We start from the raw sequence: 23,656 nt of genomic DNA, 5'->3' as shown, positions 1-23,656 counted from the left end.
TCTGGCCGTTCGGTGGACGAATTGTAGGTAGGGCTGTGAGCGCGGTCCGCAAGCACACCAATAGCTTCGATAGCCCAACTAGACGGAGACTCTTCGATGGCGATGTTGTCCAACCTCGATCTGATCAGGCGCGTGCCTTTGTTCTCGCTGCTCACCGGCGATCAGGCGCAGGCGATCGCCGAAGGCGTCGTCAAGCGCCGCTACCGCCGCGGCGAGGTGATCGTCGAGCAAAGCACCAAGTCGAACGCCCTCTATATCTTGCTGACCGGACGCGCGCGCGTCGTCACGTCCGACGCGCGCGGCCGGGAGGTGATCCTCGCGGTGTTGCAGCCGGGCGACTACCTCGGCGAAATGAGCCTGATCGACAACGAGCCTCATTCCGCCACGGTGCGCGCTGAAGTGCAGTGCGACGTGCTGGTGCTGGGGCGCTCGGAATTCACCCGCTGCTTGCCCGAGAACTCGAGCCTTTCGTACGCGATCATGCGCGGCCTGGTGTCGCGCCTGCGCGCTGCTGACCGTCAGATCGAGTCGTTGGCGCTGCTTGATGTCTACGGCCGCGTCGCGCGGGCCTTGCTCGACATGTCGGAAGAGGGCGCCGAGTTCAAGCTGATCCGCAACAAGGTCTCGCGCCAGGATCTGGCCAAGGTCGTGGGCGCTTCGCGCGAGATGGTGAGTCGCGTGATGAAGGATCTCGAGGTTCGCGGCTTCATCCAGACCCAGGAGAACGGCGCGGTCCACATCATGGAGCGCCTCGCGCATCGCTGATCGGCGGATCGAGGCCGGGCTCGAGCCCCGCGCCTCACAACAGATCGATACGCCGTGCTCAGGGCTTCGGCCACAATCGCCGGCATGAGTTTTCCTCTCGGTTCCCTCGGCGGCGATCACGCCGCTTTGCACGTCGCACGGGGCGCCGCAGCGCCTCGCTGGCACCTGCAGTTCGTCGTCGTTTTCGGCGGCGTTCTTTGGTTGCTGGCACTGTTGGCGCTTGTCACGCACAACGTCGGCGACCCCGCCTGGTCCACCTCCGGCATCGGCACCGAGGTGCGAAATCGCGCTGGCTTGCTCGGCGCCTGGTTCGCCGACCTGGCGCTGTTCGTGTTCGGATACTCAGCGTGGTGGGGCGTGGTGATCGCAGTGCGCGCCTGGCTCAGCACATTGGCGCGGCTGCTGCGCGCGGAGCGGGTATCCACGCGCAGCGACCCGCTCCAGGCGCGCCCGGCCTGGATGTTCTGGTGGGGGGTCGGTTTGCTGATCGCTGCCAGTTGCTCGCTCGAGTTCACGCGCCTGTACGGTTGGGAGGCCGGCCTGCCGGGCGGTCACGCGGGTGGGGCGATGGGCTATGTGTTCGGCGGCGGCAGCGTCAAGGCAATCGGCTTCACCGGCTCGGGCGTGTTCTGGATTGCCGCGTTCCTGGTGGGCCTGCCATTGGCGCTGCATTTTTCATGGGCGGTCGTGGCTGAACGGCTGGGCGCGGCGCTCGAGGGCGTGCGCCACAAACGGCAGGAGCGCATTGAGCGTGCCGAAGACATTCGCCTGGGCGAGCAGGCGCTGCGCGAGCGCGAAGAGGTGGTGCAGATCGAGCGCGAGCAGTTCGACGACCACGCGCCGCTGGTGATCGAAGCGCCGATGATCGAGCTGCCCAGGAGCGAGCGCGTCGCCAAAGAAAAGCAAAAGCCGCTCTTCAGTGAACTGGCCGACACCAAGCTGCCGCAGGTCGACCTGCTCGATGCCGCACCGGGACGCACGGAAACAGTGACGCCCGATTCGCTGGAGATGACCTCGCGGCTCATCGAGAAGAAGCTCAAGGACTTCGGGGTCGAAGTGCGTGTCGTCGCGGCTTCGCCGGGCCCGGGGATCACGCGCTACGAGATCGAACCGGCCATCGGCGTGAAGGGATCGCAGATCGTCGGGCTGGCCAAGGACCTGGCGCGCTCGCTGTCGCTGGTGAGCATCCGCGTGGTCGAGACAATTCCCGGCAAGAACTTCATGGCGCTGGAGCTGCCCAACGCCAAACGCCAGACCATCCGTCTGGCGGAGATCCTGGGTTCGCAGGCCTACAACGACGCGAGTTCCATGCTCACCATCGGGCTGGGCAAGGACATCATCGGCGGCCCCGTCGTCGCTGACCTGGCGAAGATGCCGCACTGCCTGGTGGCCGGCACCACCGGCTCGGGCAAGTCGGTGGGCATCAACGCGATGATCCTCAGCCTGCTCTACAAGGCCGAGGCGCGCGACGTGCGGCTTATCCTCATCGACCCCAAGATGCTCGAGATGAGCATCTACGAAGGCATTCCTCACCTGCTCTGCCCGGTGGTCATCGACATGAAGCAGGCCGCCAACGCGCTCAACTGGGGCGTGGGCGAGATGGAGCGGCGCTACAAGCTCATGAGCAAGCTGGGCGTGCGCAACCTGGCCGGCTACAACAAGAAGATCGTCGAGGCCAGCGCCCGCGGCGAGAAGCTACCTAATCCCTTCAGCCTCACACCCGAGGAGCCCGAGCCACTGGAGCGCCTGCCGCATGTGGTGATCGTGATAGACGAACTAGCCGACCTGATGATGGTCATCGGCAAGAAGATCGAGGAGCTGATCGCGCGCCTGGCGCAAAAGGCGCGCGCCGCCGGCATCCACCTCATCCTGGCGACCCAGCGACCGAGCGTGGACGTGATCACCGGCCTCATCAAGGCCAACATCCCGACGCGCATCGCCTTCCAGGTGTCGAGCAAGATCGACTCGCGCACCATCCTCGACCAGATGGGCGCCGAGGCGCTGCTGGGCATGGGCGACATGCTCTACATGCCCTCGGGCACCGGTTTGCCGATCCGCGTGCATGGCGCCTTCGTGAGCGACGAGGAGGTGCACCGCGTCGCCGACTATCTGCGCAGCCAGGGTCCGCCCAATTACATCGAAGGCATCCTCGAAGGCGGCACGCTCGACGACGAAGGTGCGGCCAGCGCCGAAGGCGGCGCCAGCGACGGCGAGGTCGACCCGATGTACGACCAGGCGGTGGCGATCGTGCTGCAGCACAAGCGCGCCTCGATCTCGCTCGTGCAGCGCCATCTGCGCATCGGCTACAACCGCGCCGCGCGCCTGCTGGAACAAATGGAGAAATCAGGACTCGTATCGTCCATGGCGACCAATGGCAATCGTGACCTGCTGGTGCCGAAAAGGGCGGCGGAGTGAGGCGGCGCGGCGCGCTCGTCTTGCTGGGTGGGCTGCTCGCTGGCGGCGCGGCAGAGGCCGATTCGCTCGATGTCCTGCGCGGCTTCATCGCCGACGTGAAGACCGGCAGCGCCGCCTTCACGCAGACCGTGACCTCGCCTGACGGCGCCAAGAAGCGCAGCTCCAGCGGCCGCTTCGAGTTCGCGCGACCGAATCGTTTCCGATTCGACTACAAGAAGCCTTACGCGCAGCTCATCGTCGGCGACGGACAGAAGGTCTGGCTCTACGACGCCGATTTGAACCAGGTGACGGTGCGGCCCTTCAATGAAGCGCTCGGTGCCACGCCGGCGGCCTTGCTGACGGGCACCTCGCTCGAGCGCGATTTCGAGTTGAAGGCGCTGCCCGATGAGGGGGGTCTGCAGTGGGCAGAGGCGCTGCCGCGCGCGAAGGACGGATCGTTCCAGTCGCTCAAGATCGGCTTTCGCGGCAAGACCCTGGCTGCCATCGAGATCGTCGACGCCTTCGGCCAGCGCTCACGGCTCGATTTCAGCCAGGTCGAGGCCAATCCGGCCCTGGCGGCGGAGCGCTTTCGTTTCACGCCGCCGGTCGGGTCCGACGTGATCGGCTCCTGAGCCGGCAGCGCTGCAACGATTTCCGGGGGAGCGCTGGACGTTGCTGCGGCCGCTGACAGGTGCTCGCCGAGGCAAGTTCAGAACTCGAACGTGACGCCGAGGCCGAGGCGGCGCTCGCGCAGCGGCCCGGTGCTGGCGCCGTAGGACAGCGAGACCAGCGCATGCTCAGGCCACACGTTAAGGCTCAGAAGATGAAGCCCACCTATCTCCGCTTCTTGCTGTCGCTTGCCCTTGCCACCGTTCCGGCCTCGGTCGCCTATACGCTCCTGGGCTACTACCTCATGCCGGATGTCTCTAGCAAAGGCGGGCTGTCGGCATTCCTGTTTGTGTTCTTCTTTGTGTTGGTCCTGGTCGGCGCATTTGTTCTGGGGTCGGTCCTGTACTTCCTATTTCTGCGAAGCGGTGTCACTCCCAAACGCTTCTTCCCGTTCCCGATAGGCTTGGCCGCAGTTTGGCTCGCCGGCGCGGCGTTCATCGGCCGGCCGGTCCTTTCCGCGCTGCCTTTCGCAGTGTGCTTAGTCTTGTTGAGCGTTGCGAGTTACTTCACGCTCACCGCCTTAACTGGTCTGTCCAGCGGAGTGCCTGCGGCGCCCGCTGACCTTTGACGATGCAGGAGATCGCCGCGGTTCGCGCGGGCAGCGAGCGCGCCGTGCGCGAGCCGTCGACTCGAAAGCGGGGCTCACCGGGCGCGCCGCGCTGTCGCCGTTCTTCGTCGAAGACCTGTTGGCGTCGATCGAGGGGTTGAACTGACGCGGCGTCGGGCCGCGGTCCGGTAGGCGGCCAGCGGCGACAATCACCGCATGCCCTCGCGGAGCCTGCCATTCGCTTCACCGGATGCGCCGTCCGATGCGCTGGGCGAAGCGACTGCGAGTGACGCGCCGCTCGCCGAGCGGCTGCGACCGCGCAGCCTTGATGAAGTGATCGGCCAGCCGCAGCTGCTGGGCGAGGGCAAGCCGCTCTCGGCCGCCTTCGCCTCTGGCCGGCCGCACTCGATGATTCTTTGGGGTCCGCCCGGTACTGGCAAGACGACGCTGGCGCGGCTGATGGCCAATACTTGCGACTCGCAGTTCATTGCTATCTCCGCGGTGCTCGGCGGCGTGAAGGACATCCGCGAGGCGGTCGAGCAGGCGAAGGTGGCGCAAGGCATGGGCCGGCGCACGATCGTGTTCGTCGACGAGGTACATCGCTTCAACAAGGCGCAGCAGGACGCCTTCTTGCCGCACGTCGAATCGGGCCTGTTCACCTTCATCGGCGCCACCACCGAGAACCCGTCGTTCGAGGTGAATTCGGCGCTGCTCTCGCGCGCCACCGTGCATGTGTTGCGCCCGCTCGAGTCAGCGGACCTTGCCGCGCTGCTGGAACGCGGTGGCGCTTTGCTCGAGGCGCCGCCGCTGACCGAGGCGGCGCGCACGCGCCTCATCGGCTATGCCGACGGCGACGCGCGGCGGCTGCTCAACGCCTACGAAAACATCGCGCGCATGGCCGCGGGCCGTGCCGAGGTCGACGAAGGCTTTCTCGAGCAGGCGCTCGGCGAGCAGCTGCGCCGCTACGACAAGGGCGGCGACCAGTTCTACGACAGCATCTCGGCGCTGCACAAGAGCGTGCGCGGCTCCGACCCCGACGCGGCGCTCTACTGGTTCGTGCGCATGGTCGACGGCGGCGTGGACGCGCGCTACATCGCGCGACGCCTCGTTCGCATGGCCAGCGAAGACATTGGCCTGGCCGACCCACGCGCGCTGCGCATCGCGCTCGACGCCGCCGAGACCTACGAACGTCTGGGCTCCCCCGAGGGCGAGCTCACGCTCGCGCAGGCGGTCGTCTACCTCGCCGTGGCGCCCAAGAGCAACGCGGTCTATACCGCCTACAAGGCGGCGCGCTCCTTCGTGCGCCAGGACGGCACGCGGCCGGTGCCGCTGCACCTGCGCAACGCGCCCACTGCACTGATGAAACAGCTCGACCACGGCAAGGGCTATCGCTACGCGCATGACGAGGAGGGCGGCTTCGCGGCCGGCGAGCGCTACCTGCCCGAAGGTGTCAACGAGCGCTTCTACGAACCGGCACCGCGCGGGCTCGAAATCAAGATCGGCGAGAAGCTCGCCGAGCTGCGAGCGCGCAACGACAAGGCGCGCTGAGGCGCCGGCATTCACCGCCAACCCCACGCGACACCACACACGATGGACACCTTCATCCAGCAGATCATCAACGGCCTCGTGCTGGGCAGCATGTACGCGCTCGTCGCGCTCGGCTACACGATGGTCTACGGCATCATCAACCTCATCAATTTCGCCCATGGCGAGGTGCTGATGGTGGGCGCGCTCACGAGCTGGACGGTGGTCACCTGGCTCGCGGACGCCGGCCTGCCGGGCTGGCTGCTGATGTTGATCTCGCTCGTTGCCGCCATCGTCGTGTGCGCCGCGCTCAACTTCGCCATCGAGAAGATCGCCTACCGGCCGCTGCGCAACGCGCCGCGCCTGGCGCCACTCATCACCGCCATGGGCATGAGCCTCTTGCTGCAGACGCTGGCGATGATCATCTGGAAACCCAACTACAAGCCCTACCCGATCCTGCTGCCCAGCGAGCCCTTCTTCGTCGGCGGCGCGGTGATCAACACCACGCAGATCCTGATCCTCGTGCTCACCGCCGTGACGCTGATCGGCCTGATGTTCCTCGTCAACAAGACCAAGCTCGGTCGCGCCATGCGCGCCACCGCCGAGAACCCACGCGTGGCCGGCCTCATGGGCGTGCGGCCCGACATGGTGATCTCGGCCACCTTCATCATCGGCGCAGCCCTGGCGGCGCTGGCCGGAGTGATGTACGCCGCCAACTACGGCTCGGTGCAGCACAGCATGGGCTTCCTTCCGGGTCTGAAGGCCTTCACGGCGGCGGTGTTCGGAGGCATCGGCAACCTGCCCGGCGCGATGGTCGGCGGCGTGCTGCTCGGCTTGATCGAATCCATCGGCGCCGGCTACATCGGCACCCTCACCGGCGGCCTGCTCGGCAGCCACTACCAGGACATCTTTGCCTTCATCGTGCTGATCCTGGTGCTCACCTTGCGCCCGCAGGGCTTGCTCGGCGAGCGCGTGGCCGACCGCGCCTGATTCGAGCGCGAGACCGGATGCGCAACAAGCTGCTCGTCTTCCTGGTCGCGGCGCTGCTGCTGCTGGCAACGCCGCTCGTCGCGCAGCAGTTCGGCAACGCCTGGGTGCGCATCATCGACATCGCGCTGCTCTATGTGCTGCTGGCGCTCGGCCTCAATATCGTGGTGGGCTACGCGGGACTGCTTGACCTCGGCTACATCGCCTTCTACGCAGTCGGTGCCTATGTGTTCGCGCTGCTAGCGAGCCCGCATCTGTGGAGCAACTTCGCGGCCGTCAAGTCGCTGTTGCCCGCCGGCCTGCATTCACCCTTCTGGCTGGCCGTGCCACTGGCGGCGGCGCTGGCCGGCATTGCCGGCGTGGTGCTGGGCGCGCCGACGCTCAAGCTGCGCGGCGACTATCTCGCCATCGTGACCTTGGGCTTCGGCGAGATCATCCGCGTGTTCGTCAACAACCTCGACGCGCCCGTCAACCTGACCAACGGCCCGAAGGGCATCTCGCAGATCGATTCGGTCAAGCTGTTCGGGCTTGACCTGGGCAAGACGCTCGACCTGGGCGTCATTGCGCTGCCCGACGTGACGCTCTACTACTACCTGTTCCTGCTGCTCGTGGTGGTTGCCGTGGTGATCTGCTACCGGCTCGAGCGCTCGCGCATCGGCCGCGCCTGGATGGCGATCCGCGAGGACGAGATTGCCGCCAAGGCGATGGGCATCAACACCCGCAACCTGAAGCTGCTGGCGTTCGGCATGGGTGCCACCTTTGGCGGCGTGGCCGGCGCCATGTTCGCGAGCTTCCAGCGCTTCATTTCGCCGGAGTCGTTTTCGTTGCAGGAATCGATCATGGTGGTGGCGATGGTGGTGCTCGGCGGCCTCGGCCACATTCCCGGCGTGATCCTCGGGGCGCTGCTGCTGGCTGCGTTGCCCGAGGTGCTGCGCTATGTCGCCGGGCCGTTGCAGGCGCTCACCGGTGGACGCCTCGACGCCTCGATCCTGCGTCAGCTGCTGGTCGCGCTGGCGATGATCTCGATCATGCTGGCCCGCCCGCGCGGCCTGTGGCCCGCGCCGGAGCATGGCAAGGCCGCGCCCACGCCGATCCCCACGCCACCGCCGCTGCCGGGGGCACTTGCCGCACCGGCATCGGCGAAGTGAGGAACACCGCATGAGCCCGCACGGCCGCCCGAAGGGCGAATACCGAAGCGCGCAGCACGAAGCTGCCCTGATGAGCGACACCGTGCTCGAAGTCACCCAGGTCTCCAAGCGCTTCGGCGGCCTGCAGGCGCTCAGCGACGTGGGCATCAACATCAAGCGCGGCGAGGTCTACGGCCTGATCGGGCCCAACGGTGCCGGCAAGACCACGTTCTTCAACGTCATCACCGGCCTCTACACGCCCGACTCCGGCAGCTTCTCGCTTGAAGGCAAGCCCTACAAGCCGAGCGCGGTGCATGAGGTTGCCAAGGCCGGCATTGCCCGCACCTTCCAGAACATTCGCCTGTTTGCCGACATGACCGCACTCGAGAACGTCATGGTCGGTCGGCACATCCGCACCAAGTCGGGCCTCGTGGGCGCGGTGTTGCGCACGCCGGGATTCAAGAAGGAAGAAGCCGCCATCGCCAAGCGCTCGCAGGAGCTGCTCGACTACGTGGGCATCGGCAAGTACACCGACTACAAGGCGCGCACCCTGAGCTATGGCGACCAGCGGCGGCTCGAGATCGCGCGCGCGCTCGCCACCGAGCCCAAGCTGATCGCGCTCGACGAGCCGGCCGCCGGCATGAACGCCACGGAAAAGTTGGTGCTGCGCGAGCTGATCGACCGCATCAGGAAAGACGGCCACACCATTTTGCTGATCGAGCACGACGTGAAGCTGGTGATGGGCCTGTGCGACCGCGTCACGGTGCTCGACTACGGCAAGCAAATCGCCGAAGGCGTGCCGGCCGATGTGCAGACGAACCAGAAGGTGATCGAGGCCTATCTGGGCACCGGTCACAAGACCCATTGAACGCACGCGGTAGCAAGGATGCAGCCATGGCGGAGGCGCTGCTCGAGGTCAACGACCTGAAGGTCGCCTACGGCGGTATCCAGGCCGTCAAGGGCGTCACGTTCGCGGTCAGGGCCGGTGAGCTGGTCTGCCTGATTGGCGCCAACGGCGCGGGCAAGACCACCACGCTCAAGGCGATCACCGGCGTGCAACCGGTGGGCGCCGGCGAGATCAGGTTCAAGGGCCGCAGCATCAAGGGCCAGGGCCCGTGGGAGCTGGTCAAGCAGGGTTTGGTGATGGTGCCCGAGGGCCGTGGCGTGTTCGCCCGCATGACCATCACCGAGAACCTGCAGATGGGTGCGTTCACGCGTGAGGACAACGAGATCGAAGCGGATATCGACAAGGTGTTTGGCATCTTCCCGCGCCTCAAAGAGCGTCGCCACCAGCTCGCCGGCACGATGAGCGGTGGCGAGCAGCAGATGCTGGCGATGGGCCGCGGCTTGATGGCCCGGCCCAAGGTGCTGCTGCTGGACGAGCCGTCGATGGGCCTGGCGCCGATCATGGTCGACAAGATCTTCGAGGTGGTGAGCGACATTCACCAGCGCGGCACCACCATTCTGCTGGTCGAGCAGAACGCCAGCCGCGCGCTGCAGCTGGCCACGCGCGGCTATGTGATGGATTCGGGCGAGGTGACGATGACGGGCGAGCCGAAGGCCTTGCTGAGCGACCCGAAGGTCAGGGCCGCCTACCTGGGCGAATGAGCACACCGCAGCGGGAATAACCGGCGCTGCTAGCCGGTATGGCACAGCATGTCTTGCGGAGCCGAACCATGCGCATTTCGCCCCTCTTGCTGCTGCTGATCGCGCTGCCGGCCGCGGCCGCCGACGCCGAACGCGGCCGCTCGCTCTACCAGAGCCGCTGCACTGCCTGCCATTCGATTGAGTACAACGGCGTGGGTCCGGCACACCGCGGCATGTTCGGCCGGCGCGCCGGGCTATGCCTATTCGTCGGCGCTCAAGGGCGCTACGGTGATCTGGAGCAAGGCCACGCTGGAGCGCTGGCTGACCGACCCCGAGGCCGTGCTGCCTGGCCAACGCGTGGGCGTGAACGTGCCCGAGGCCGTCGACCGCGCCGATCTGATCGAGTACCTAGAGCGGATCTCCATCGCCAAATAGCGCAGCGCCGGAATAAACGCGCGGCCGGGGCGGTATGTCATGTCGAGCGGTGCGTCGGTCGCGCCAGCGCCAGCAACTCGAAGGAGCCTCCATGATGATGATGAAACGCCGCCGCTTCATGCGGCTCGCGGCGGCCGGCGGCGGCGCCGTGTTCGCCTCCGCCCTGCCGGGCTGTGCCGCGCTCGGCGCGAACAAGGAGCGCGACTTCTATTTCGTGCAGCTTTCCGACAGTCACTGGGGCTACCGCGGCGCCGATAACCCCGACGCCGAAGGCACCTTGAAGAAGGCGGTGGCCTCGGTCAACGCCCTGGCCGTACCGCCGGACTTCATCGTCTTCACCGGCGACCTCACGCACACCACCGACGACCCGACCGAACGGCGCCGCCGCCTCACAGAATTTCGCGGCATCGTCGACGGGCTCACGGTGCAGAACCGGCGCTTCATGCCCGGCGAGCACGATGCCTCGCTCGACCGCGGCGCCGCCTTTCAGGAGTTTTTCGGACCGACCCACTATGCCTTCGACCACAAGGGCATGCACTTCGTGGCGCTCGACAACGTCTCGGACCCGGGCGCACGCCTGGGTGACGAGCAACTGCAGTGGCTCGCCGCCGACCTGGCGCGCCTGGACAAGGAGGCGCCGATCGTTGTGCTGACGCACCGCCCGCTGTTCGACCTCGCGCCGAAGTGGGACTGGGCCACGCGCGACGGCGCTCGCGCAATGGAGATCCTCATGCCCTATCGCCACGTCTCGGTGTTCTACGGCCATATCCATCAGGAGCATCACCACATGACCGGGCACATCGCCCACCACTCCGCCAAGTCGCTGATCTTCCCGTTGCCGGCGCCCGGCTCGCAAGAGAAGCGCACACCGCTGCCATGGGACGCGAGCCAGCCCTACAAAGGCCTGGGTTTTCGCGAGGTCGAGGCCGAGCGCGATGCGGGGCTCGCGCTGCGCATCCAAGAGTTTGAGGTCTTTAGGACATGAGTCCGCGAAGCTCACAGCGCCGGGCACTACTGCGACTCGCCGGCCTGTTGGCCGCGGCGGGGGGTGCCGGCTGGCTCGAGGCTGCGGAGTCCGAACGTGTGATCGAAGTGGTGGCCAAGCGCTTCAGCTTCACGCCCGCCGAAATCGAACTCGAGCGCGGCGAGCCGGTCACGCTGGCAATCAGTTCGCTCGACTTCGCGCATGGCTTCAACGTGCCGGACTTCGGCGTGCGCGCCGACCTCATGCCGGGCCGCGTCACGCGCATCGCGCTGAGGCCGATGCAAGCCGGGCGTTTCGATTTTCTGTGCGACAACTTCTGCGGCGACGGCCACGAGACCATGCACGGCGTACTGATCGTCAAGGAGTGAGCCATGGCGCTGCTCGGCGAGGCCGCAGCTGCACCCGCACGGTCGCTGGTGCACGCTAGCGCGCGCGGCAGCGATCCGCCACACTGCGTCGGCGCGACGGACGCTGCGCTCGACGCTCCTGCCGCCGCTGCGACCTTCATGCACTACCGCAGCGACTTCGACACCCTGCTCCTGCCCCACCTCGACGCCGCCTACAACCTTGCGCGCTGGCTGCTGCGCGACGCGTACAGCGCCGAGGACGCGGTGCAGGATGCCTATCTGCGCGCCTGGCGCTACTTCGCCTCGTTCCGCGGTGGCGATGCGCGGCCCTGGCTGCTCGGTATCGTACGCACCCAGTGCTTCGAGCGGTTGGCGCAGGACGGCCGCGGGCCGCGCTTCGTGTCGCTCGACGACGAACATGCGCAGGCTGCCTTCTTCGCGGTGCACGACCTCTCCCCGGACAGCGATCCGGCGCGCGCGTTCGACGGCAAGCGCACGCGCGAGCGCATCGACGCCGCGCTGCGCTCGCTCGCCCCGCCGTTTCGCGAAGTGATCGTGCTGCGTGAACTCGAAGGCCTGAGCTACGAGGCGATCGCCGAGATCGCCGCGCTGCCGCTCGGCACGGTGATGTCGCGCCTTTCGCGCGCCCGCGCGCAACTGCGTGCGGCGCTCGGCGAGCAAGCCAAGGAGGGCTGAGCGATGGCTGACCTTGACGACGATGAACTGAGTGCGCTGCTGCGCAGCGAGGCGACCCGACACCGGGCGGGCGAAGCGCTGCGCAGCGCGATCCGGGTGCGCCTCGATGCGGCGGCGGGCCAGGTGCCGCGGTCAGTGCGACCGGCTGCCCGCGCGCGCTGGTTGCCGCTCGGCCTTGCCTTCGCCTTCGGGCTGCTGTTGGCAACGGCGCTGCTGCGCCTGGCGCCGCTTGCCGGCTCAGCCGACCATGGGCTCGAAACCGAGTTGGTCGCGAGCCATGTGCGCTCGCTGATGGCCGAGCACCTGACCGATGTGGCCTCCAGCGACCGCCATACCGTGAAGCCCTGGTTTCAGGGTCGGCTCGACTACTCGCCAGAAGTGCCCGAGCTTGCGGCCGATGGCTTCGTGTTGATCGGTGGCCGGCTCGACTATCTCGCTGCGCGCCCGGTGGCAGCGCTGGTGTACCGGCACGGCGCGCATGTGGTCAACGTCTTCGTGTGGCCCGACGGCGTCGGCGCTTCGAAAGCCAGCACGGCGCGGCATGGCTACAACCTGCTGCGCTGGCACGACGGCGCGATGCAGTACGCGGCAGTGTCCGACCTCAATGCCGAGGAGTTGATGCCGTTGGCGCGGCTGCTGCGGGCCTCTGCCCAGGCGGCCGGCAGCGCGGCCCCTTAGTGTCCCTATGCGTCGCCGTGTTTGTCCGCTTCGGACGTGAAGCTGTCGGCGTAGAAGTCTTCGGCCGGCAGGTTGCAGCGCGAAACGAAGTCGCGCTGCGCCGCCTCCACCATCAACGGCGCGCCGCAGGCATAGACCTCGTGGCGGCTCAGGTCGGGCAGGTCGGCCATCACGGCCTGGTGAACCAAGCCGGTGCGCCCACTCCAGCCGTCGTCGGGCCCGGGCTCGCTGAGCACCGGCACGTAGCACAGATGGGGCATCGCGGCGGCGGCCTGCACGGCCCAGTCGTGCAGGTAGAGATCGGCCTTGCCGCGACAACCCCAGTACAGCACCGCGTCGCGCGTGATGCCCTTGGCCTGCATGTGCTCGATGATCGCCTTGATCGGCGCGAAGCCCGTACCGGAGGCCAGCAGCACGATCGGCTTGGCGGACGCTGCGGGCTTGTCGCGCAGGAAGAAACTGCCGAACGGACCTTCGAATCGCAGCATGTCTTTTTCCTTCATGCTGCCGAACACCACGTCGGTGAACTGGCCGCCCGGCATGTGACGCAGATGCAGCTCCAGCCCATCACGCGCGTTGTGCGGCGCATTGGCCATCGAGTAGCTGCGCCGCACGCCGTTCTGCAATATGAACTCGATGTACTGGCCGGCGTGGTAGTCGAGTTGCACGTTGGCCGGCAGTTGCAGCTTGATGATGGCCACGTCGGGCGCGGGCTTGTCGATCGACTGCACCCGGCACGGCATCTTGCGCACCGCGAACTCGCCCGCGCCCGGCACGGTGCGCGCCTCGATGAGCAGGTCGGTCTGCGGGGTCGCGCAGCAGGTGAGGATCCAGCCGGCTTCTTCTTCGGCCGTGCTCAGCGCCTTGCGTTGGTGGGCGCCATGGATCACGCGGCCCTCGATCAGCTGGCTCTTGCACGAGCCGCAGGCGCCGTCGCGGCAGCCATACGGCAGGCCGATGCCCTGGCGGATCGCCGCCGGCAGCACTGCCTCGTCGCGCGCCACCTCGAAGCTGCGGCCACTCGGGCGCAACGTCACCTTGAAGTTCATTGGGTATCCTCGAACACGCTCGACGCCACCACCACCGCCGCGATTGTGCCCGCCACCCCTGCGGCGACGCGACGGCCGCCGCACCCGCATGCTCACTCCCCAGCCCGGCCGACCGGCCGTGTTTCGCAAGCCCCGTTTGCTCATCGTCGGTTGCGGTGACGTGGGCGAACGCGTGCTCGCGCAGCTCGCGTCGCGGTACCGCGTCTTCGCACTGACCTCGCACCCCGAGCGCGGCCCGCGGTTGCGCTCGCTGGGCGCGCGGGCGCTGGTCGGCGACCTCGACGTGCCGGCCACGCTCGGCCGGCTCGGCGCCCTGGCGCCGCGCGTGCTGCACCTCGCGCCGCCGCCCGGGCAGGGCACCACCGATCCGCGCACCCTGGCGCTGCTGCGCGCGCTTGCGCGCGGCGGCGTGGCCGAGCGCATCGTCTACGCCAGCACCAGCGGCGTCTACGGCGACGCGCAGGGCGCGCGCCTGGACGAGACGCGCAGCGTGGCGCCGGCCAGCGACCGCGCGCGCCGCCGCGTCGCGGCGGAGCGACTGCTGCGCTGGTACGGACGCGCCTTCGCTGCCGTCGTCACGCTACTCCGCATTCCCGGCATCTACGCCAGCGACCGCGCCCAAGGCAGCCCTCGCGAGCGTGTGGTGCGCGGCACGCCGGTGCTCGCGGCGGGCGACGACGTCTACACCAACCACATCCATGCCGACGACCTGGCGCGCATCTGCATCGCCGCGCTGCACCGCGGCCGGCCGCAGCGCGTGGTGCATGCGAGCGACGACACCGAGTTGAAGATGGGCGATTACTTCGATCTGGTGGCCGACCTGTACGGCCTGGCCCGCCCGCCGCGCGTCGCGCGCAGCGGTGCGGCTGAACAGTTCAGTGCGGCGACCTCGAGTTTCATGAGCGAATCGCGGCGCCTCGTGAACCGGCGGCTCAAGACCGAGCTGCGTGTGAAGCTGCGCTACCCGAGCGTGCGCGAGGGTCTGTTGTCGGCGAGCGGCGGCGTTGGATTTCCAGCGGTCGACTGAGCGTGCGCTCTGACGCGTCGGTTGCGGTGCCGAGCGCTCGCCGTGCGGCCCGCTGCGCGCCTTCGCGCCGCGCCGCTAGCGCCTGCGACCGAACGGCGGCAGGCCGCGCCAGTAGCGGATCACCAGCCAGCCGCCGGCCATGCCGCCGAGGTGGGCGAAGTGGGCCACGCCACCCGCCGGGCTGTAGAAGCCGAGCGCGAGTTCGAGCGCGCCGAACACCACCACGAAGGTGCGCGCCTTCATCGGTATGGGCGGAAACAGCGGCATGATGATGCGATTGGGAAACAGCATGCCGAACGCGAGCAGCAGGCCGAACAGTCCGCCCGAAGCGCCCACCGTCGGGCTGCGCAGGCCCAGCACCGCGGCGAGCATCAACTGTGCAAGGGCGGCCACCAGCACGCTTGCTGCAAAGAACTGTATGAAGCGCCGCGTGCCCCACAGGCGCTCGAGTTCGGCGCCGAACATCCACAGGCCCAGCATGTTGAAGAACAGGTGCTCGATCGAGCCGTGCAGGAAGGCGTAGCTCACCACCTGCCACGGCAGGAAGCCTTCGCCGAGCGGCCACAGCGCGAGCAGCCGCGTGAACCACGGGCCGACGAACAGGTCGAGGCAGAACACCGCGACGTTGATGAGCATCAGGGCCTGGGTGACCGGGGGCAGCAAAGGCATGGGGGACGGGACGGCGCAATGTGCGCGGTGTGGTGCCTCGGGACGGACTCGAACCGTCACTCCTTGCGGAACGGGATTTTGAGTCCCGCGCGTCTACCGATTTCGCCACCGAGGCGGTGTGAACTGCAGGCGGGGATTCTGCCATGCGGACCCGGCGTGGCCTTAGGCCCTGCTGCCACAATCGACCGCAAAAGGGGGCTGCATGCCGCGTTACCTCACGCTTGAAGACACGATCGGTCACACGCCGCTGGTGCGCCTGTTGCGACTGCCGGGCGCCGCCAACGAGCAGCGCGGCAACGTCATTCTCGGCAAGCTCGAAGGCAACAACCCGGCCGGCTCGGTGAAGGACCGCGCGGCCATCGGCATGATCCGTGGCGCCGAGCAGCGCGGCGAGATCAAGCCGGGCGACACGCTGATCGAGGCCACCTCCGGCAACACCGGCATTGCGCTGGCGATGGCCGCGGCGATCCGCGGCTACCGCATGCTCTTGATCATGCCGGAGGATTTGTCCGTCGAGCGTGCGCAGACCATGCGAGCGTTCGGCGCCGAACTCGTGCTCACGGCCAAGGCCGGCGGCATGGAGTACGCGCGTGACCTTGCCGAGCAGATGCAGCGCGAGGGCAAGGGCCGCGTGCTCGACCAGTTCGCCAACGCAGACAACCCGCTCATCCATGCGCAAACCACCGGCCCCGAGATCTGGGACGCAACCGAGGGCTGCATCACGCACTTCGTGAGCGCGATGGGCACGACCGGCACCATCACCGGCGTCTCGACCTACCTGAAGCAGAAGAATCCGGCCGTGCGCATCATCGGCGCGCAGCCGAGCGAGGGCTCGCGCATTCCCGGCATCCGCAAGTGGCCCGAGGCTTACCTGCCCAAGATCTACGAGCCCAGTCGCGTCGACGAGACCCTGAGCGTGAGCCAGTCAGATGCCGAGGAAATGGCGCGCCGCATGGCCCGCGAAGAAGGGCTGTTCGCCGGCATTTCGGCGGCGGGCGCGTGCTGGGCCGCGCTCGAGGTCGCCAAGGCGGTGGAGAACGCGACCATCGTGTTCATCGTCTGCGACCGCGGCGACCGCTACCTGTCGACCGGCGTCTTTCCGGCCTGAGTTTTTCGATTACTTCGCGCATCCAGAGCAGGCCAAAGACGTGAGCCGTATGCCAGGCCGCAAAAGGGCCACGAGGGGCCCGCCGTCGTGGGCCGGCGAAGGCGACATCTCGCGCGGACGGGCCGCGCGCAGCGCAAGGGAGCATTCATGAGCCACGAGCACCGCTTCTGCCCCAACTGCGCAACGTCGCTCGCGTGGATCGTGCAGGCCGAAGACGGCGGCGAAAAACAGCGCCTGCGCTGCCCCGCCTGCACCTGGACGCACTGGAATAACCCGACGCCGGTGCTGGCGGCGGTGCTCGAATGCGTCGACCGCGACGGCCTGCTGCTGCTGGCGCGCAATGCGGCCTGGCCGGGCAAGAGCTTCGGTCTCGTCACCGGTTTCATGGAGGCGGGTGAATCGCCCCAGGAGGGCATCGCACGCGAGGTGGCCGAGGAAACCTCGCTCCAGACACTCGGCGTGTCGCTGATCGGCGCCTACGATTTCCAGCGCATGAACCAGCTGATCATTGCCTACCATGTGCGCGCGCAAGGCGAGATCGTGCTTTCACCGGAGCTGGCCGAGTACCGGCTGTTCGCGCCTACGCAGGTGAAATGCTGGCCGGCCGGCACCGGCCAGGCACTCGCGGACTGGCTGCGCACGCGCAGCATCGAGCCGCAATGGATCGAATGGGGCAAGGCGCAGGCCTAGAATTCCGTCGAACTGCGAGGACGACGATGGAAGCGAACAAGGAAGTCGACACGCGCGGGCTCAACTGCCCGCTGCCCATCCTGAAGGCCAAGAAGGCGCTGGCCGACATGACGAGCGGCCAGACCCTCAAGGTGATCGCCACCGACCCCGGCTCGGTCCGTGACTTTCAGGCATTCGCCCGCCAGACCGGCAACGAGTTGCTTGAACAGCAGACGATCGGCGACGACTTCGTCCACTGGCTCAGGCGCCGTTGAGCCGGCATCGGCCGCGGCCGGATCGCTGGCGGCGTGCGCTACAGCGGTAGCGTCTTCAAATATTCGCGAAACGTCGCTCCGACCTCGGGGTGCCGCAGCGCCAGTTCTACGTTGGCCTGCAAGAAACCTTCCTTGCTGCCGCAGTCGTAGCGTTTGCCTTCGTAGGTGTAGGCAAACACCTTCTGGCGACGCAGCAGGCCGGCGATGCCGTCGGTGAGCTGGATCTCGCCGCCCACGCCGCGCGGCTGGGCACGGATCTCGCTGAACACATCGGGCATGAGGATGTAGCGGCCGGCCACGCCCAAGCGCGACGGAGCCGCCTCGGGCGCGGGCTTCTCGACGATCTGGCTGATGTCCATCATGCGGTCGTTGACCATCGTGCCGGCGACGATGCCGTAGCGCCGCGTCTGGTCGGGTGGCACTTCCTGCACCGCCAGGATCGAGGCGCGCCAGTCGTCGAACTGCTCGACCATCTGCGCCAGCACCGGTTTGTCGCCCACCATCAGATCGTCGGCCAGCAAGACGGCGAAGGGTTCGTTGCGCACCAAGCGCTCGGCGCACAGCACGGCGTGGCCCAAGCCCAGCATCTTGGCCTGGCGCACGTAGACGCACTCCATGTCGTCGGGCTTGACCTGGCGCACCAGCGCCAGCAGCTCGGCTTTGCCGGCAGCCTCGAGTTCCACCTCGAGTTCATAGGCCATGTCGAAGTGATCTTCGATCGGCCGCTTGCTGCGGCCGGTCACGAAAATCATCTCGCGGATACCGGCGGCGTATGCTTCTTCGACCGCGTACTGGATCAGGGGCTTGTCGACAACGGTCAGCATTTCCTTAGGCTGTGCCTTGGTCGCTGGCAGGAAGCGGGTGCCAAGGCCTGCCACGGGAAAGATCGCCTTGTTGATCAACATATCCTTGAAATCCTCAGGGTTTGCGCGGCATTCTGTCATGGGCCCGGCCGTCGTCAGACCACCCCTTCCGGGTGTGCGCAGCCACCCCGGAATCCGCCGGCCCGTTGTCCAATCACGCTCATGGACCTGTTGATTGTCGAACCGATGGAAACCGAAGTGCTGCGTTGGCTGCAGCAACGCCACCGCATGCGCTATGCGCCGGAACTGGCTCGCGACCCGCGCACTTTCCGGCGCCACCTCTTCAACGTGCGCGCCGCCGTGCTGCCGCCGCAGTTGCGGGTCGATGCGGAAATGCTCTCGTTTGCGCCCCTGCTGCGCGCGGTCGGGCGGGTCAACCCCGGCCTGGAGAACATCGACGTCGAGGCCTGTGCGCAGTCGGGCGTCGAACTGGTGCGCGGGACCGCCGCCACGGCGCCTGCGGAGGCGGAGTTCGTGGTCGGCTCGCTGATCACGCTGCTGCGACCGGGCGCGCTCGGTGGGCGTATCGGTGCCGGCCGCGAGCTGGCTTCGGCGACGGTCGGCCTCATTGGGCTGGCGCCGGCCGCGCGCTCGATCTCGGCGCTGCTCAGTGGCTTCGGCTCGCGCCTGGTCGGCTATGAGCCCACGCTGCACGCCAGCGACGTGCTGTGGGGCCGCTGGCGCATCGAGCCGATGGGTCTGCGCGAGCTGCTAGAAACGGCCGACGCCGTGTGCGTGCAGCTGCCGTTCTACAGCCGCTACCAAGGGCTGCTCGGTGAGCGTTACCTGCCGCAGTGCAAGCCGGGGCAGGTGCTGCTCAGTACCTCGCACTCGGCGATATTCGACGAGGCGGCGCTGGCGCAGGTGCTGCGCAGCGGGCGGCTTGGCGCCGCCTGGCTCGACAGCGTCGAGCCAGGCCTGCTCGACGAAGACCGGCCCTTGCATGGCGTGCCCAATCTGCACACCACCTCGCGCCTGGCTGGCTACACGCAGGAGTCGCGCGTGCGCAGCGTGTGGGCGGTGGCGCAACGCCTCGACGAAATCCTCGGTCAGACGCCGCCCGTGGCGCGCGACTTCCGCGCATCGGGATCGGCCGGCCCGGTGTCGGCGCCGGCACCGCTGCAGCATGGGCCGGTGTCGGTCCCTGCGCCCTTGGCTAGCGGCGCCAACGCCGACGAGCCGCCCGCTCACGGCGACACGGTGAACGAACCGTCGCTTCGCAGCGACGGTGGCCCGGACCGAGGTGCCGACGCTACGGACGAACTGTTCAGCTCAGGCGCGCGCGCTGAGCCCGCACCCGATCCAGCGTCGCGCTGAAGTCGGCGAGTCGTTGGCGCTCCTGCGCCACCACTGCGCCCGGGGCGCGCGCAACAAAGCTCTCGTTGCCCAGCCTGGCTTCGGCCTTGACGATCTCGCCTTCGAGCCGCGATTCTTCCTTCGACAGGCGTTCGCGTTCGGCCTCGATGTCGATCGCCACATGCAGCGCCAAGCGCAGTTCGCCCTGCATCGACACCGGTGCTGCGGCGGTGGCCTGCGTGAAGGCCGCTTCCTGCTCGAACACGCGCACCTCGGACAGCCTGGCCAGCGCCTTGAGCAGCGGCGTTGCCTGCGCGATGAAGGCCGCGTCGCCGAAAGCGAAGAGCGGCATGCGCTCGGCCGGTGACAGATTCATCTCGGAGCGCAGGTTGCGGCAGGCGCCGATTGCGCTCTTGAGCCGGGCCATCCAGGCGTCGGCTCGCGCGTCCACCTTGTCGAGCTGCGCTCGCGGGTAAGGTGCCGCCGCGACCGATGCGTCGCTGCCGGCCACCTTGCGTTCGGCCACCGGGGCGACCACCTGCCATAGCTCTTCGGTAATGAAGGGCACCAGCGGGTGCAGCAGTCGCAGCACCGTCTCCAGCACGCGGATGAGCGTGCGCCGCGTGGCGCGCTGGCCTGCGGCGTCGCCCACCTTGGACGCTTGGGCGATCTGCACCTTGGCGATCTCGAGATACCAGTCGCAGTATTCGTCCCACACGAACTGGTAGAGCGCGCTCGCCACGTTGTCGAGCCGGTACTCGGCAAAGCCCCTTTCCACCGCCGCCTCGACGCGCTGCAGTTCACCGACGATCCAGCGGTCGGCGTCGGAGAAATCGAGGTAGCCGCCGGGCACGCACTGCTCGACGGTGTGGTCGGCAAAGCCGCAGTCCTCGCCTTCGCAGTTCATGAGCACGAAGCGCGTCGCGTTCCAGAGCTTGTTGCAAAAGTTGCGATAACCCTCGCAGCGCTTGGTGTCGAAGGCGATGTTGCGTCCGAGGTTGGCGTAGCTCGCCATCGTGAAGCGCAGCGCATCGGCGCCGTAGGCCGGCATGCCTTTGGGGAACTCCTTCCTCACGCGCGCGGCGATCTTGGGCGCGGTCTCGGGACGGCGCAGGCCGGTGGTCGACTTCCTCACCAGGGTTTCGAGGTCGACACCCTGGATCAGGTCGACCGGGTCGAGCACGTTGCCCTCGGACTTGCTCATCTTGCGGCCTTCGGCATCGCGCACCATGCCGTGGATGTAGACCGTCTCGAACGGCACCTTGCCGGTGAAATGGGCCGTCATCATGATCATGCGCGCGACCCAGAAGAAGATGATCTCGTAGCCGGTCACGAGCACGCTCGAGGGCAGGAACAGCTCGAGTTCCTTCGTCTCTGCGGGCCAGCCAAGCGTGGAGAACGGCACGAGGGCCGACGAGTACCAGGTGTCGAGCACGTCCGGGTCGCGCGTCAGCTCGCCTTCGTAGCCGGCCGCGCGTGCCTTGCTGAGCGCTTCTTCCTCGCTGCGCGCGACGAACAGCTCGCCTCTGCTGCCGTACCACGCCGGGATCTGGTGGCCCCACCAGAGCTGGCGCGAGATGCACCAGTCCTGGATGTTCTTCATCCACTGGTCGTAGGTATTGACCCAGTTCTCGGGCACGAACTTCACCGCGCCCGTGGCGACCGCGTCGATCGCCTTTTGCGCGATTGACTTGCCGTCGGGTCCGGCCCTGCTCACCGCCACGAACCATTGGTCGGTGAGCATCGGCTCCACCACCTGACCGGTGCGCTCGCAGCGCGGCACCGTCAGCTTGTGCTTTTTCGTCTCGGCCAAAAAGCCTTGCGCGTCGAGGTCGGCGACGACTTGTCTGCGCGCGTCAAACCGGTCCAGACCGCGATAGGCCGCAGGTGCGGCCTCGTTGATTCGCGCGTCGAGCGCGAGGATGCCCACCACCGGCAGGCCATGTCGCTGGCCCACCGCGTAGTCGTTGAAGTCGTGCGCGGGCGTGACCTTGACCACACCGGTGCCGAAGGTGCGGTCGACGTAGTCGTCGGCGATCACGGGAATCTCGCGATCGCACAGCGGCAGCTTCACGCGCTTGCCGACCATGCCGAGGTAGCGCTCGTCTTCGGGATGCACCATGACCGCGGTGTCGCCCAGCATCGTCTCGGGCCGGGTCGTGGCGACCACCAATTCGCCGCTGCCATCGCTCAACGGATAGCGGATGTGCCAGAGGAAACCGTCTTCCTCCTCGCTCACCACTTCGAGATCCGAGACGGCCGACTTCAACACCGGATCCCAGTTCACCAGCCGCTTGCCGCGGTAAATGAGCCCCTGCTCGAACAGCTGCACGAAGGTGTCGGTCACCACGGGTGAGAGCTTCTCGTCCATCGTGAAGTACTCGTGCTTCCAGTCGACACTGGCACCCACGCGGCGCATCTGCTGGGTGATGGTGGAGCCCGACTGCTCCTTCCATTCCCACACCTTGGCGACGAAGTTCTTGCGGCCCAGGTCGTGGCGGCTTCGCCCCTGCTGCTCGAGCTGACGCTCCACCACGATCTGCGTGGCAATGCCCGCGTGGTCGGTGCCCGGCACCCACAGCGTGTTGTGGCCGAGCATGCGGTGGTGGCGCGTTAGCGCATCCATCACCGTCTGGTTGAAGGCGTGGCCCATGTGCAGCACGCCGGTCACGTTGGGCGGCGGGAGCTGGATGGCAAACGAGGGTCGTCGGTCGTCGAGCGTCGGCGCGAACAGGCCGCGCTGCTCCCACCAGGGGCCCCACTTCGCCTCGATCGGGCCCGGGTCGAATGATTTGGCGAGTTCGGTCATGTCGTGCAAGCGAAAACGGCGGCCCGCGGGACGCCGTTGCGAAGAAGGAGCAGCCAATTTTACGGGGGCGGGCGCGGCAGGCTGCCTCGGCGCGTTATGCCGCGCCAAGCGACGCTGCAGGCGGCGCTTGTCACCACGCCCGCCGACGCCGACGCCGCGAACGCTTCAACGACGACGCGCCCGCGCTGCGTCGAGAAACTCGGCCAGGATCGGCCCGCCGTCGAGCTGGTTGGGGTGGAACTGGCGCTGCGCCATGAACTCCGGGTGCCACTGCATGCCAAACAAATAGCTCGGGCCGCGCCAGCGCACCGCTTCGATGAGACCGTCGGGCACAGCGAGTGCTTCGACGTCCAGCTCCACCGCCAGCGCCTTGATGCCCTGGTGGTGGATGGAGTTGATCTCCGCATGCGTGATCGAGGGGTAGAGCGCGGCCAGGCGGCTGCCCGGCACGAGGCTCACCTCGTGGAACTGGTGGTCGTAGCGCTCGTCGTCGCGGTGGGCGATGGCGCTCGGCAGCTGCGTCGGTATGTCCTGGTAGAGCGTGCCGCCGAGCGCCACGTTGATGAGCTGGCAGCCGCGGCAGATGCCGATCACCGGCTTGCCCTGCGCGACGAAGGCTTCGAAGAGGCCGATCTCGTAGCGATCGCGCACGCGGTCGCCGGCCCAGTCGGGTGCCAGCGGCGTCTCGCCGTAACTCTCGGGTGCGATGTCGGTGCCGCCTTGCAGCACCAGGCCGTCCAGGCGCTCGGCGTAGTCGGCCAGGCTCACCTGGCCGGGCTGCAGCAGGCCTTCGCGCTCCACCGGCGGGATCATCAGTGCCAGCACATGCGGCTGCAGCACCCAGTGCGCGACCGACTGTTCCAGGTAATGCAGCGTCTTGTTGAAGATGCCGCCGAGGTCGATGACCGGCGCGATCGGGTGATAGATGCGCGCCGAGATCCCGATGAGTAGCGCGTCGGACATGTCGCTTCAAGGTCGGCAAGGGCTGTGCCAGCAAGCATACCCGTGCGTCGGGAAGCGCTCCCTAGAATCGGCGGATGACAGCACCACGCGATGAGTTCGGCGGCCGTTCGGACAACGCGGCCGGCCTGCTGCGCCACCTCAACCCGGAGCAGCTCGCGGCGGTGACCTTGCCGCAGGGCAATGCGCT

The 23,656-nt window shown here is 67.5% G+C and carries 24 protein-coding genes and 1 tRNA gene; 19 read left to right on the top strand and 6 right to left on the bottom strand.

The window, feature by feature from the left end; translation table 11 throughout:
• Positions 1-96 precede the first annotated feature (96 nt).
• The 14 genes from RMO12_RS03135 to RMO12_RS03070 all read left to right on the top strand — a co-directional run bounded on the left by RMO12_RS03135 (position 97) and on the right by RMO12_RS03070 (position 12,741).
• Positions 97-765 (top strand): Crp/Fnr family transcriptional regulator, encoded by a 669-nt coding sequence (locus RMO12_RS03135; protein ID WP_309625918.1) that lies wholly within the window; start codon positions 97-99, stop codon positions 763-765.
• Positions 766-849: 84 nt separating this feature from the next.
• On the top strand, positions 850-3,180 hold the full coding sequence (locus RMO12_RS03130; RefSeq protein ID WP_309638161.1) for a DNA translocase FtsK 4TM domain-containing protein: 2,331 nt from the start codon (positions 850-852) through the stop codon (positions 3,178-3,180).
• Positions 3,177-3,791 (top strand): outer membrane lipoprotein chaperone LolA, encoded by a 615-nt coding sequence (gene lolA, locus RMO12_RS03125; RefSeq protein WP_309625500.1) that lies wholly within the window; start codon positions 3,177-3,179, stop codon positions 3,789-3,791. The genes RMO12_RS03130 and lolA overlap by 4 nt, the downstream gene beginning before the upstream one ends.
• Before the next feature lie 191 nt (positions 3,792-3,982).
• Positions 3,983-4,396 (top strand): hypothetical protein, encoded by a 414-nt coding sequence (locus tag RMO12_RS03120; RefSeq protein WP_309625499.1) that lies wholly within the window; start codon positions 3,983-3,985, stop codon positions 4,394-4,396.
• Positions 4,397-4,591: 195 nt separating this feature from the next.
• A complete protein-coding gene (locus tag RMO12_RS03115; protein ID WP_309638160.1) occupies positions 4,592-5,923 on the top strand; it encodes a replication-associated recombination protein A in 1,332 nt (443 codons plus the stop codon).
• Between the two features lie 42 nt (positions 5,924-5,965).
• Positions 5,966-6,889, top strand: coding sequence for a branched-chain amino acid ABC transporter permease (locus RMO12_RS03110; protein WP_309638159.1), 924 nt, complete (start codon positions 5,966-5,968; stop codon positions 6,887-6,889).
• A gap of 17 nt (positions 6,890-6,906) precedes the next feature.
• Positions 6,907-8,034, top strand: a complete 1,128-nt coding sequence (locus RMO12_RS03105; RefSeq protein ID WP_309625496.1) for an ABC transporter permease subunit — start codon at positions 6,907-6,909, stop codon at positions 8,032-8,034.
• A gap of 70 nt (positions 8,035-8,104) precedes the next feature.
• Positions 8,105-8,881 (top strand): ABC transporter ATP-binding protein, encoded by a 777-nt coding sequence (locus RMO12_RS03100; protein ID WP_309625503.1) that lies wholly within the window; start codon positions 8,105-8,107, stop codon positions 8,879-8,881.
• A 26-nt stretch (positions 8,882-8,907) separates the two neighbouring features.
• The gene (locus tag RMO12_RS03095) at positions 8,908-9,621 is read left to right on the top strand and encodes an ABC transporter ATP-binding protein (protein ID WP_309625495.1); all 714 of its coding nucleotides are present in this window, start codon (positions 8,908-8,910) and stop codon (positions 9,619-9,621) included.
• Positions 9,622-9,659: 38 nt separating this feature from the next.
• A complete protein-coding gene (locus tag RMO12_RS15915) occupies positions 9,660-10,130 on the top strand; it encodes a c-type cytochrome (protein WP_405029609.1) in 471 nt (156 codons plus the stop codon).
• Positions 10,131-10,135: 5 nt separating this feature from the next.
• The gene (locus RMO12_RS03085) at positions 10,136-11,020 is read left to right on the top strand and encodes a metallophosphoesterase (RefSeq protein ID WP_309638178.1); all 885 of its coding nucleotides are present in this window, start codon (positions 10,136-10,138) and stop codon (positions 11,018-11,020) included.
• Positions 11,017-11,388 (top strand): cupredoxin domain-containing protein, encoded by a 372-nt coding sequence (locus tag RMO12_RS03080; protein WP_309638157.1) that lies wholly within the window; start codon positions 11,017-11,019, stop codon positions 11,386-11,388. Before RMO12_RS03085 ends, RMO12_RS03080 begins: the two co-directional genes overlap by 4 nt.
• A 3-nt stretch (positions 11,389-11,391) precedes the next feature.
• Positions 11,392-12,063 carry a sigma-70 family RNA polymerase sigma factor gene (locus tag RMO12_RS03075; RefSeq protein WP_309638156.1) on the top strand — a complete coding sequence of 224 codons (672 nt, stop codon included), beginning with the start codon at positions 11,392-11,394 and terminating at the stop codon, positions 12,061-12,063.
• A 3-nt stretch (positions 12,064-12,066) separates the two neighbouring features.
• Complete coding sequence (locus RMO12_RS03070) at positions 12,067-12,741, top strand: anti-sigma factor (protein ID WP_309638155.1); 675 nt, start codon at positions 12,067-12,069, stop codon at positions 12,739-12,741.
• Between the two features lie 5 nt (positions 12,742-12,746).
• On the opposite strand, the gene RMO12_RS03065 is transcribed toward RMO12_RS03070, so the two are convergent.
• A complete protein-coding gene (locus RMO12_RS03065) occupies positions 12,747-13,790 on the bottom strand; it encodes a CDP-6-deoxy-delta-3,4-glucoseen reductase (protein ID WP_309638154.1) in 1,044 nt (347 codons plus the stop codon).
• Between the two features lie 88 nt (positions 13,791-13,878).
• On the opposite strand from RMO12_RS03065, the gene RMO12_RS03060 reads away from it, so the two are divergent.
• On the top strand, positions 13,879-14,817 hold the full coding sequence (locus tag RMO12_RS03060) for an NAD-dependent epimerase/dehydratase family protein (protein ID WP_309624018.1): 939 nt from the start codon (positions 13,879-13,881) through the stop codon (positions 14,815-14,817).
• Positions 14,818-14,892: 75 nt separating this feature from the next.
• Here RMO12_RS03060 and RMO12_RS03055 read toward each other — a convergent pair whose 3' ends face one another.
• Positions 14,893-15,486, bottom strand: a complete 594-nt coding sequence (locus RMO12_RS03055) for a rhomboid family intramembrane serine protease (RefSeq protein WP_309624017.1) — start codon at positions 15,484-15,486, stop codon at positions 14,893-14,895.
• A gap of 30 nt (positions 15,487-15,516) precedes the next feature.
• A tRNA-Leu gene (locus RMO12_RS03050) sits at positions 15,517-15,601 on the bottom strand.
• Positions 15,602-15,688: 87 nt separating this feature from the next.
• On the opposite strand from RMO12_RS03050, the gene cysM reads away from it, so the two are divergent.
• The 3 genes from cysM to RMO12_RS03035 all read left to right on the top strand — a co-directional run bounded on the left by cysM (position 15,689) and on the right by RMO12_RS03035 (position 17,538).
• Positions 15,689-16,594 carry a cysteine synthase CysM gene (cysM, locus tag RMO12_RS03045; protein WP_309638153.1) on the top strand — a complete coding sequence of 302 codons (906 nt, stop codon included), beginning with the start codon at positions 15,689-15,691 and terminating at the stop codon, positions 16,592-16,594.
• A 147-nt stretch (positions 16,595-16,741) separates the two neighbouring features.
• Positions 16,742-17,284, top strand: a complete 543-nt coding sequence (locus tag RMO12_RS03040; RefSeq protein ID WP_309638152.1) for an NUDIX domain-containing protein — start codon at positions 16,742-16,744, stop codon at positions 17,282-17,284.
• Positions 17,285-17,310: 26 nt separating this feature from the next.
• Complete coding sequence (locus RMO12_RS03035; protein WP_309638151.1) at positions 17,311-17,538, top strand: sulfurtransferase TusA family protein; 228 nt, start codon at positions 17,311-17,313, stop codon at positions 17,536-17,538.
• A 38-nt stretch (positions 17,539-17,576) separates the two neighbouring features.
• On the opposite strand, the gene galU is transcribed toward RMO12_RS03035, so the two are convergent.
• Positions 17,577-18,443, bottom strand: a complete 867-nt coding sequence (gene galU / locus RMO12_RS03030; protein ID WP_309624750.1) for a UTP--glucose-1-phosphate uridylyltransferase GalU — start codon at positions 18,441-18,443, stop codon at positions 17,577-17,579.
• A gap of 120 nt (positions 18,444-18,563) precedes the next feature.
• On the opposite strand from galU, the gene RMO12_RS03025 reads away from it, so the two are divergent.
• Positions 18,564-19,718 (top strand): NAD(P)-dependent oxidoreductase, encoded by a 1,155-nt coding sequence (locus tag RMO12_RS03025; protein ID WP_309624749.1) that lies wholly within the window; start codon positions 18,564-18,566, stop codon positions 19,716-19,718.
• Here RMO12_RS03025 and RMO12_RS03020 read toward each other — a convergent pair.
• Both RMO12_RS03020 and RMO12_RS03015 read right to left on the bottom strand, forming a co-directional pair.
• Entirely contained in the window at positions 19,669-22,506 is a 2,838-nt protein-coding gene (locus tag RMO12_RS03020) for a valine--tRNA ligase (protein WP_405029608.1), read from the bottom strand. The genes RMO12_RS03025 and RMO12_RS03020 overlap by 50 nt on opposite strands.
• Positions 22,507-22,671: 165 nt before the next feature.
• The gene (locus RMO12_RS03015; protein WP_309638149.1) at positions 22,672-23,469 is read right to left on the bottom strand and encodes a gamma-glutamyl-gamma-aminobutyrate hydrolase family protein; all 798 of its coding nucleotides are present in this window, start codon (positions 23,467-23,469) and stop codon (positions 22,672-22,674) included.
• Positions 23,470-23,656: the final 187 nt, after the last annotated feature.

This window comes from Methylibium sp. (assembly GCF_031393925.1).
Classification (GTDB): Bacteria; Pseudomonadota; Gammaproteobacteria; order Burkholderiales; family Burkholderiaceae_C; genus Methylibium.
Note: the sequence above shows the minus strand (reverse complement) of the source record. Positions and strands in the feature narration are given on the sequence as shown.

Coding starts and splice junctions, on each gene's coding strand:
- RMO12_RS03135 (WP_309625918.1), top strand. CDS start 97: ATGGCGATGTTGTCCAACCTCGATCTGATCAGGCGCGTGCCTTTGTTC.
- RMO12_RS03130 (WP_309638161.1), top strand. CDS start 850: ATGAGTTTTCCTCTCGGTTCCCTCGGCGGCGATCACGCCGCTTTGCAC.
- RMO12_RS03120 (WP_309625499.1), top strand. CDS start 3,983: ATGAAGCCCACCTATCTCCGCTTCTTGCTGTCGCTTGCCCTTGCCACC.
- RMO12_RS03115 (WP_309638160.1), top strand. CDS start 4,592: ATGCCCTCGCGGAGCCTGCCATTCGCTTCACCGGATGCGCCGTCCGAT.
- RMO12_RS03110 (WP_309638159.1), top strand. CDS start 5,966: ATGGACACCTTCATCCAGCAGATCATCAACGGCCTCGTGCTGGGCAGC.
- RMO12_RS03105 (WP_309625496.1), top strand. CDS start 6,907: ATGCGCAACAAGCTGCTCGTCTTCCTGGTCGCGGCGCTGCTGCTGCTG.
- RMO12_RS03100 (WP_309625503.1), top strand. CDS start 8,105: ATGAGCGACACCGTGCTCGAAGTCACCCAGGTCTCCAAGCGCTTCGGC.
- RMO12_RS03095 (WP_309625495.1), top strand. CDS start 8,908: ATGGCGGAGGCGCTGCTCGAGGTCAACGACCTGAAGGTCGCCTACGGC.
- RMO12_RS15915 (WP_405029609.1), top strand. CDS start 9,660: ATGGCACAGCATGTCTTGCGGAGCCGAACCATGCGCATTTCGCCCCTC.
- RMO12_RS03085 (WP_309638178.1), top strand. CDS start 10,136: ATGAAACGCCGCCGCTTCATGCGGCTCGCGGCGGCCGGCGGCGGCGCC.
- RMO12_RS03080 (WP_309638157.1), top strand. CDS start 11,017: ATGAGTCCGCGAAGCTCACAGCGCCGGGCACTACTGCGACTCGCCGGC.
- RMO12_RS03075 (WP_309638156.1), top strand. CDS start 11,392: ATGGCGCTGCTCGGCGAGGCCGCAGCTGCACCCGCACGGTCGCTGGTG.
- RMO12_RS03070 (WP_309638155.1), top strand. CDS start 12,067: ATGGCTGACCTTGACGACGATGAACTGAGTGCGCTGCTGCGCAGCGAG.
- RMO12_RS03065 (WP_309638154.1), bottom strand. CDS start 13,790: ATGAACTTCAAGGTGACGTTGCGCCCGAGTGGCCGCAGCTTCGAGGTG.
- RMO12_RS03060 (WP_309624018.1), top strand. CDS start 13,879: ATGCTCACTCCCCAGCCCGGCCGACCGGCCGTGTTTCGCAAGCCCCGT.
- RMO12_RS03055 (WP_309624017.1), bottom strand. CDS start 15,486: ATGCCTTTGCTGCCCCCGGTCACCCAGGCCCTGATGCTCATCAACGTC.
- cysM (WP_309638153.1), top strand. CDS start 15,689: ATGCCGCGTTACCTCACGCTTGAAGACACGATCGGTCACACGCCGCTG.
- RMO12_RS03040 (WP_309638152.1), top strand. CDS start 16,742: ATGAGCCACGAGCACCGCTTCTGCCCCAACTGCGCAACGTCGCTCGCG.
- RMO12_RS03035 (WP_309638151.1), top strand. CDS start 17,311: ATGGAAGCGAACAAGGAAGTCGACACGCGCGGGCTCAACTGCCCGCTG.
- galU (WP_309624750.1), bottom strand. CDS start 18,443: ATGTTGATCAACAAGGCGATCTTTCCCGTGGCAGGCCTTGGCACCCGC.
- RMO12_RS03025 (WP_309624749.1), top strand. CDS start 18,564: ATGGACCTGTTGATTGTCGAACCGATGGAAACCGAAGTGCTGCGTTGG.
- RMO12_RS03020 (WP_405029608.1), bottom strand. CDS start 22,506: ATGACCGAACTCGCCAAATCATTCGACCCGGGCCCGATCGAGGCGAAG.
- RMO12_RS03015 (WP_309638149.1), bottom strand. CDS start 23,469: ATGTCCGACGCGCTACTCATCGGGATCTCGGCGCGCATCTATCACCCG.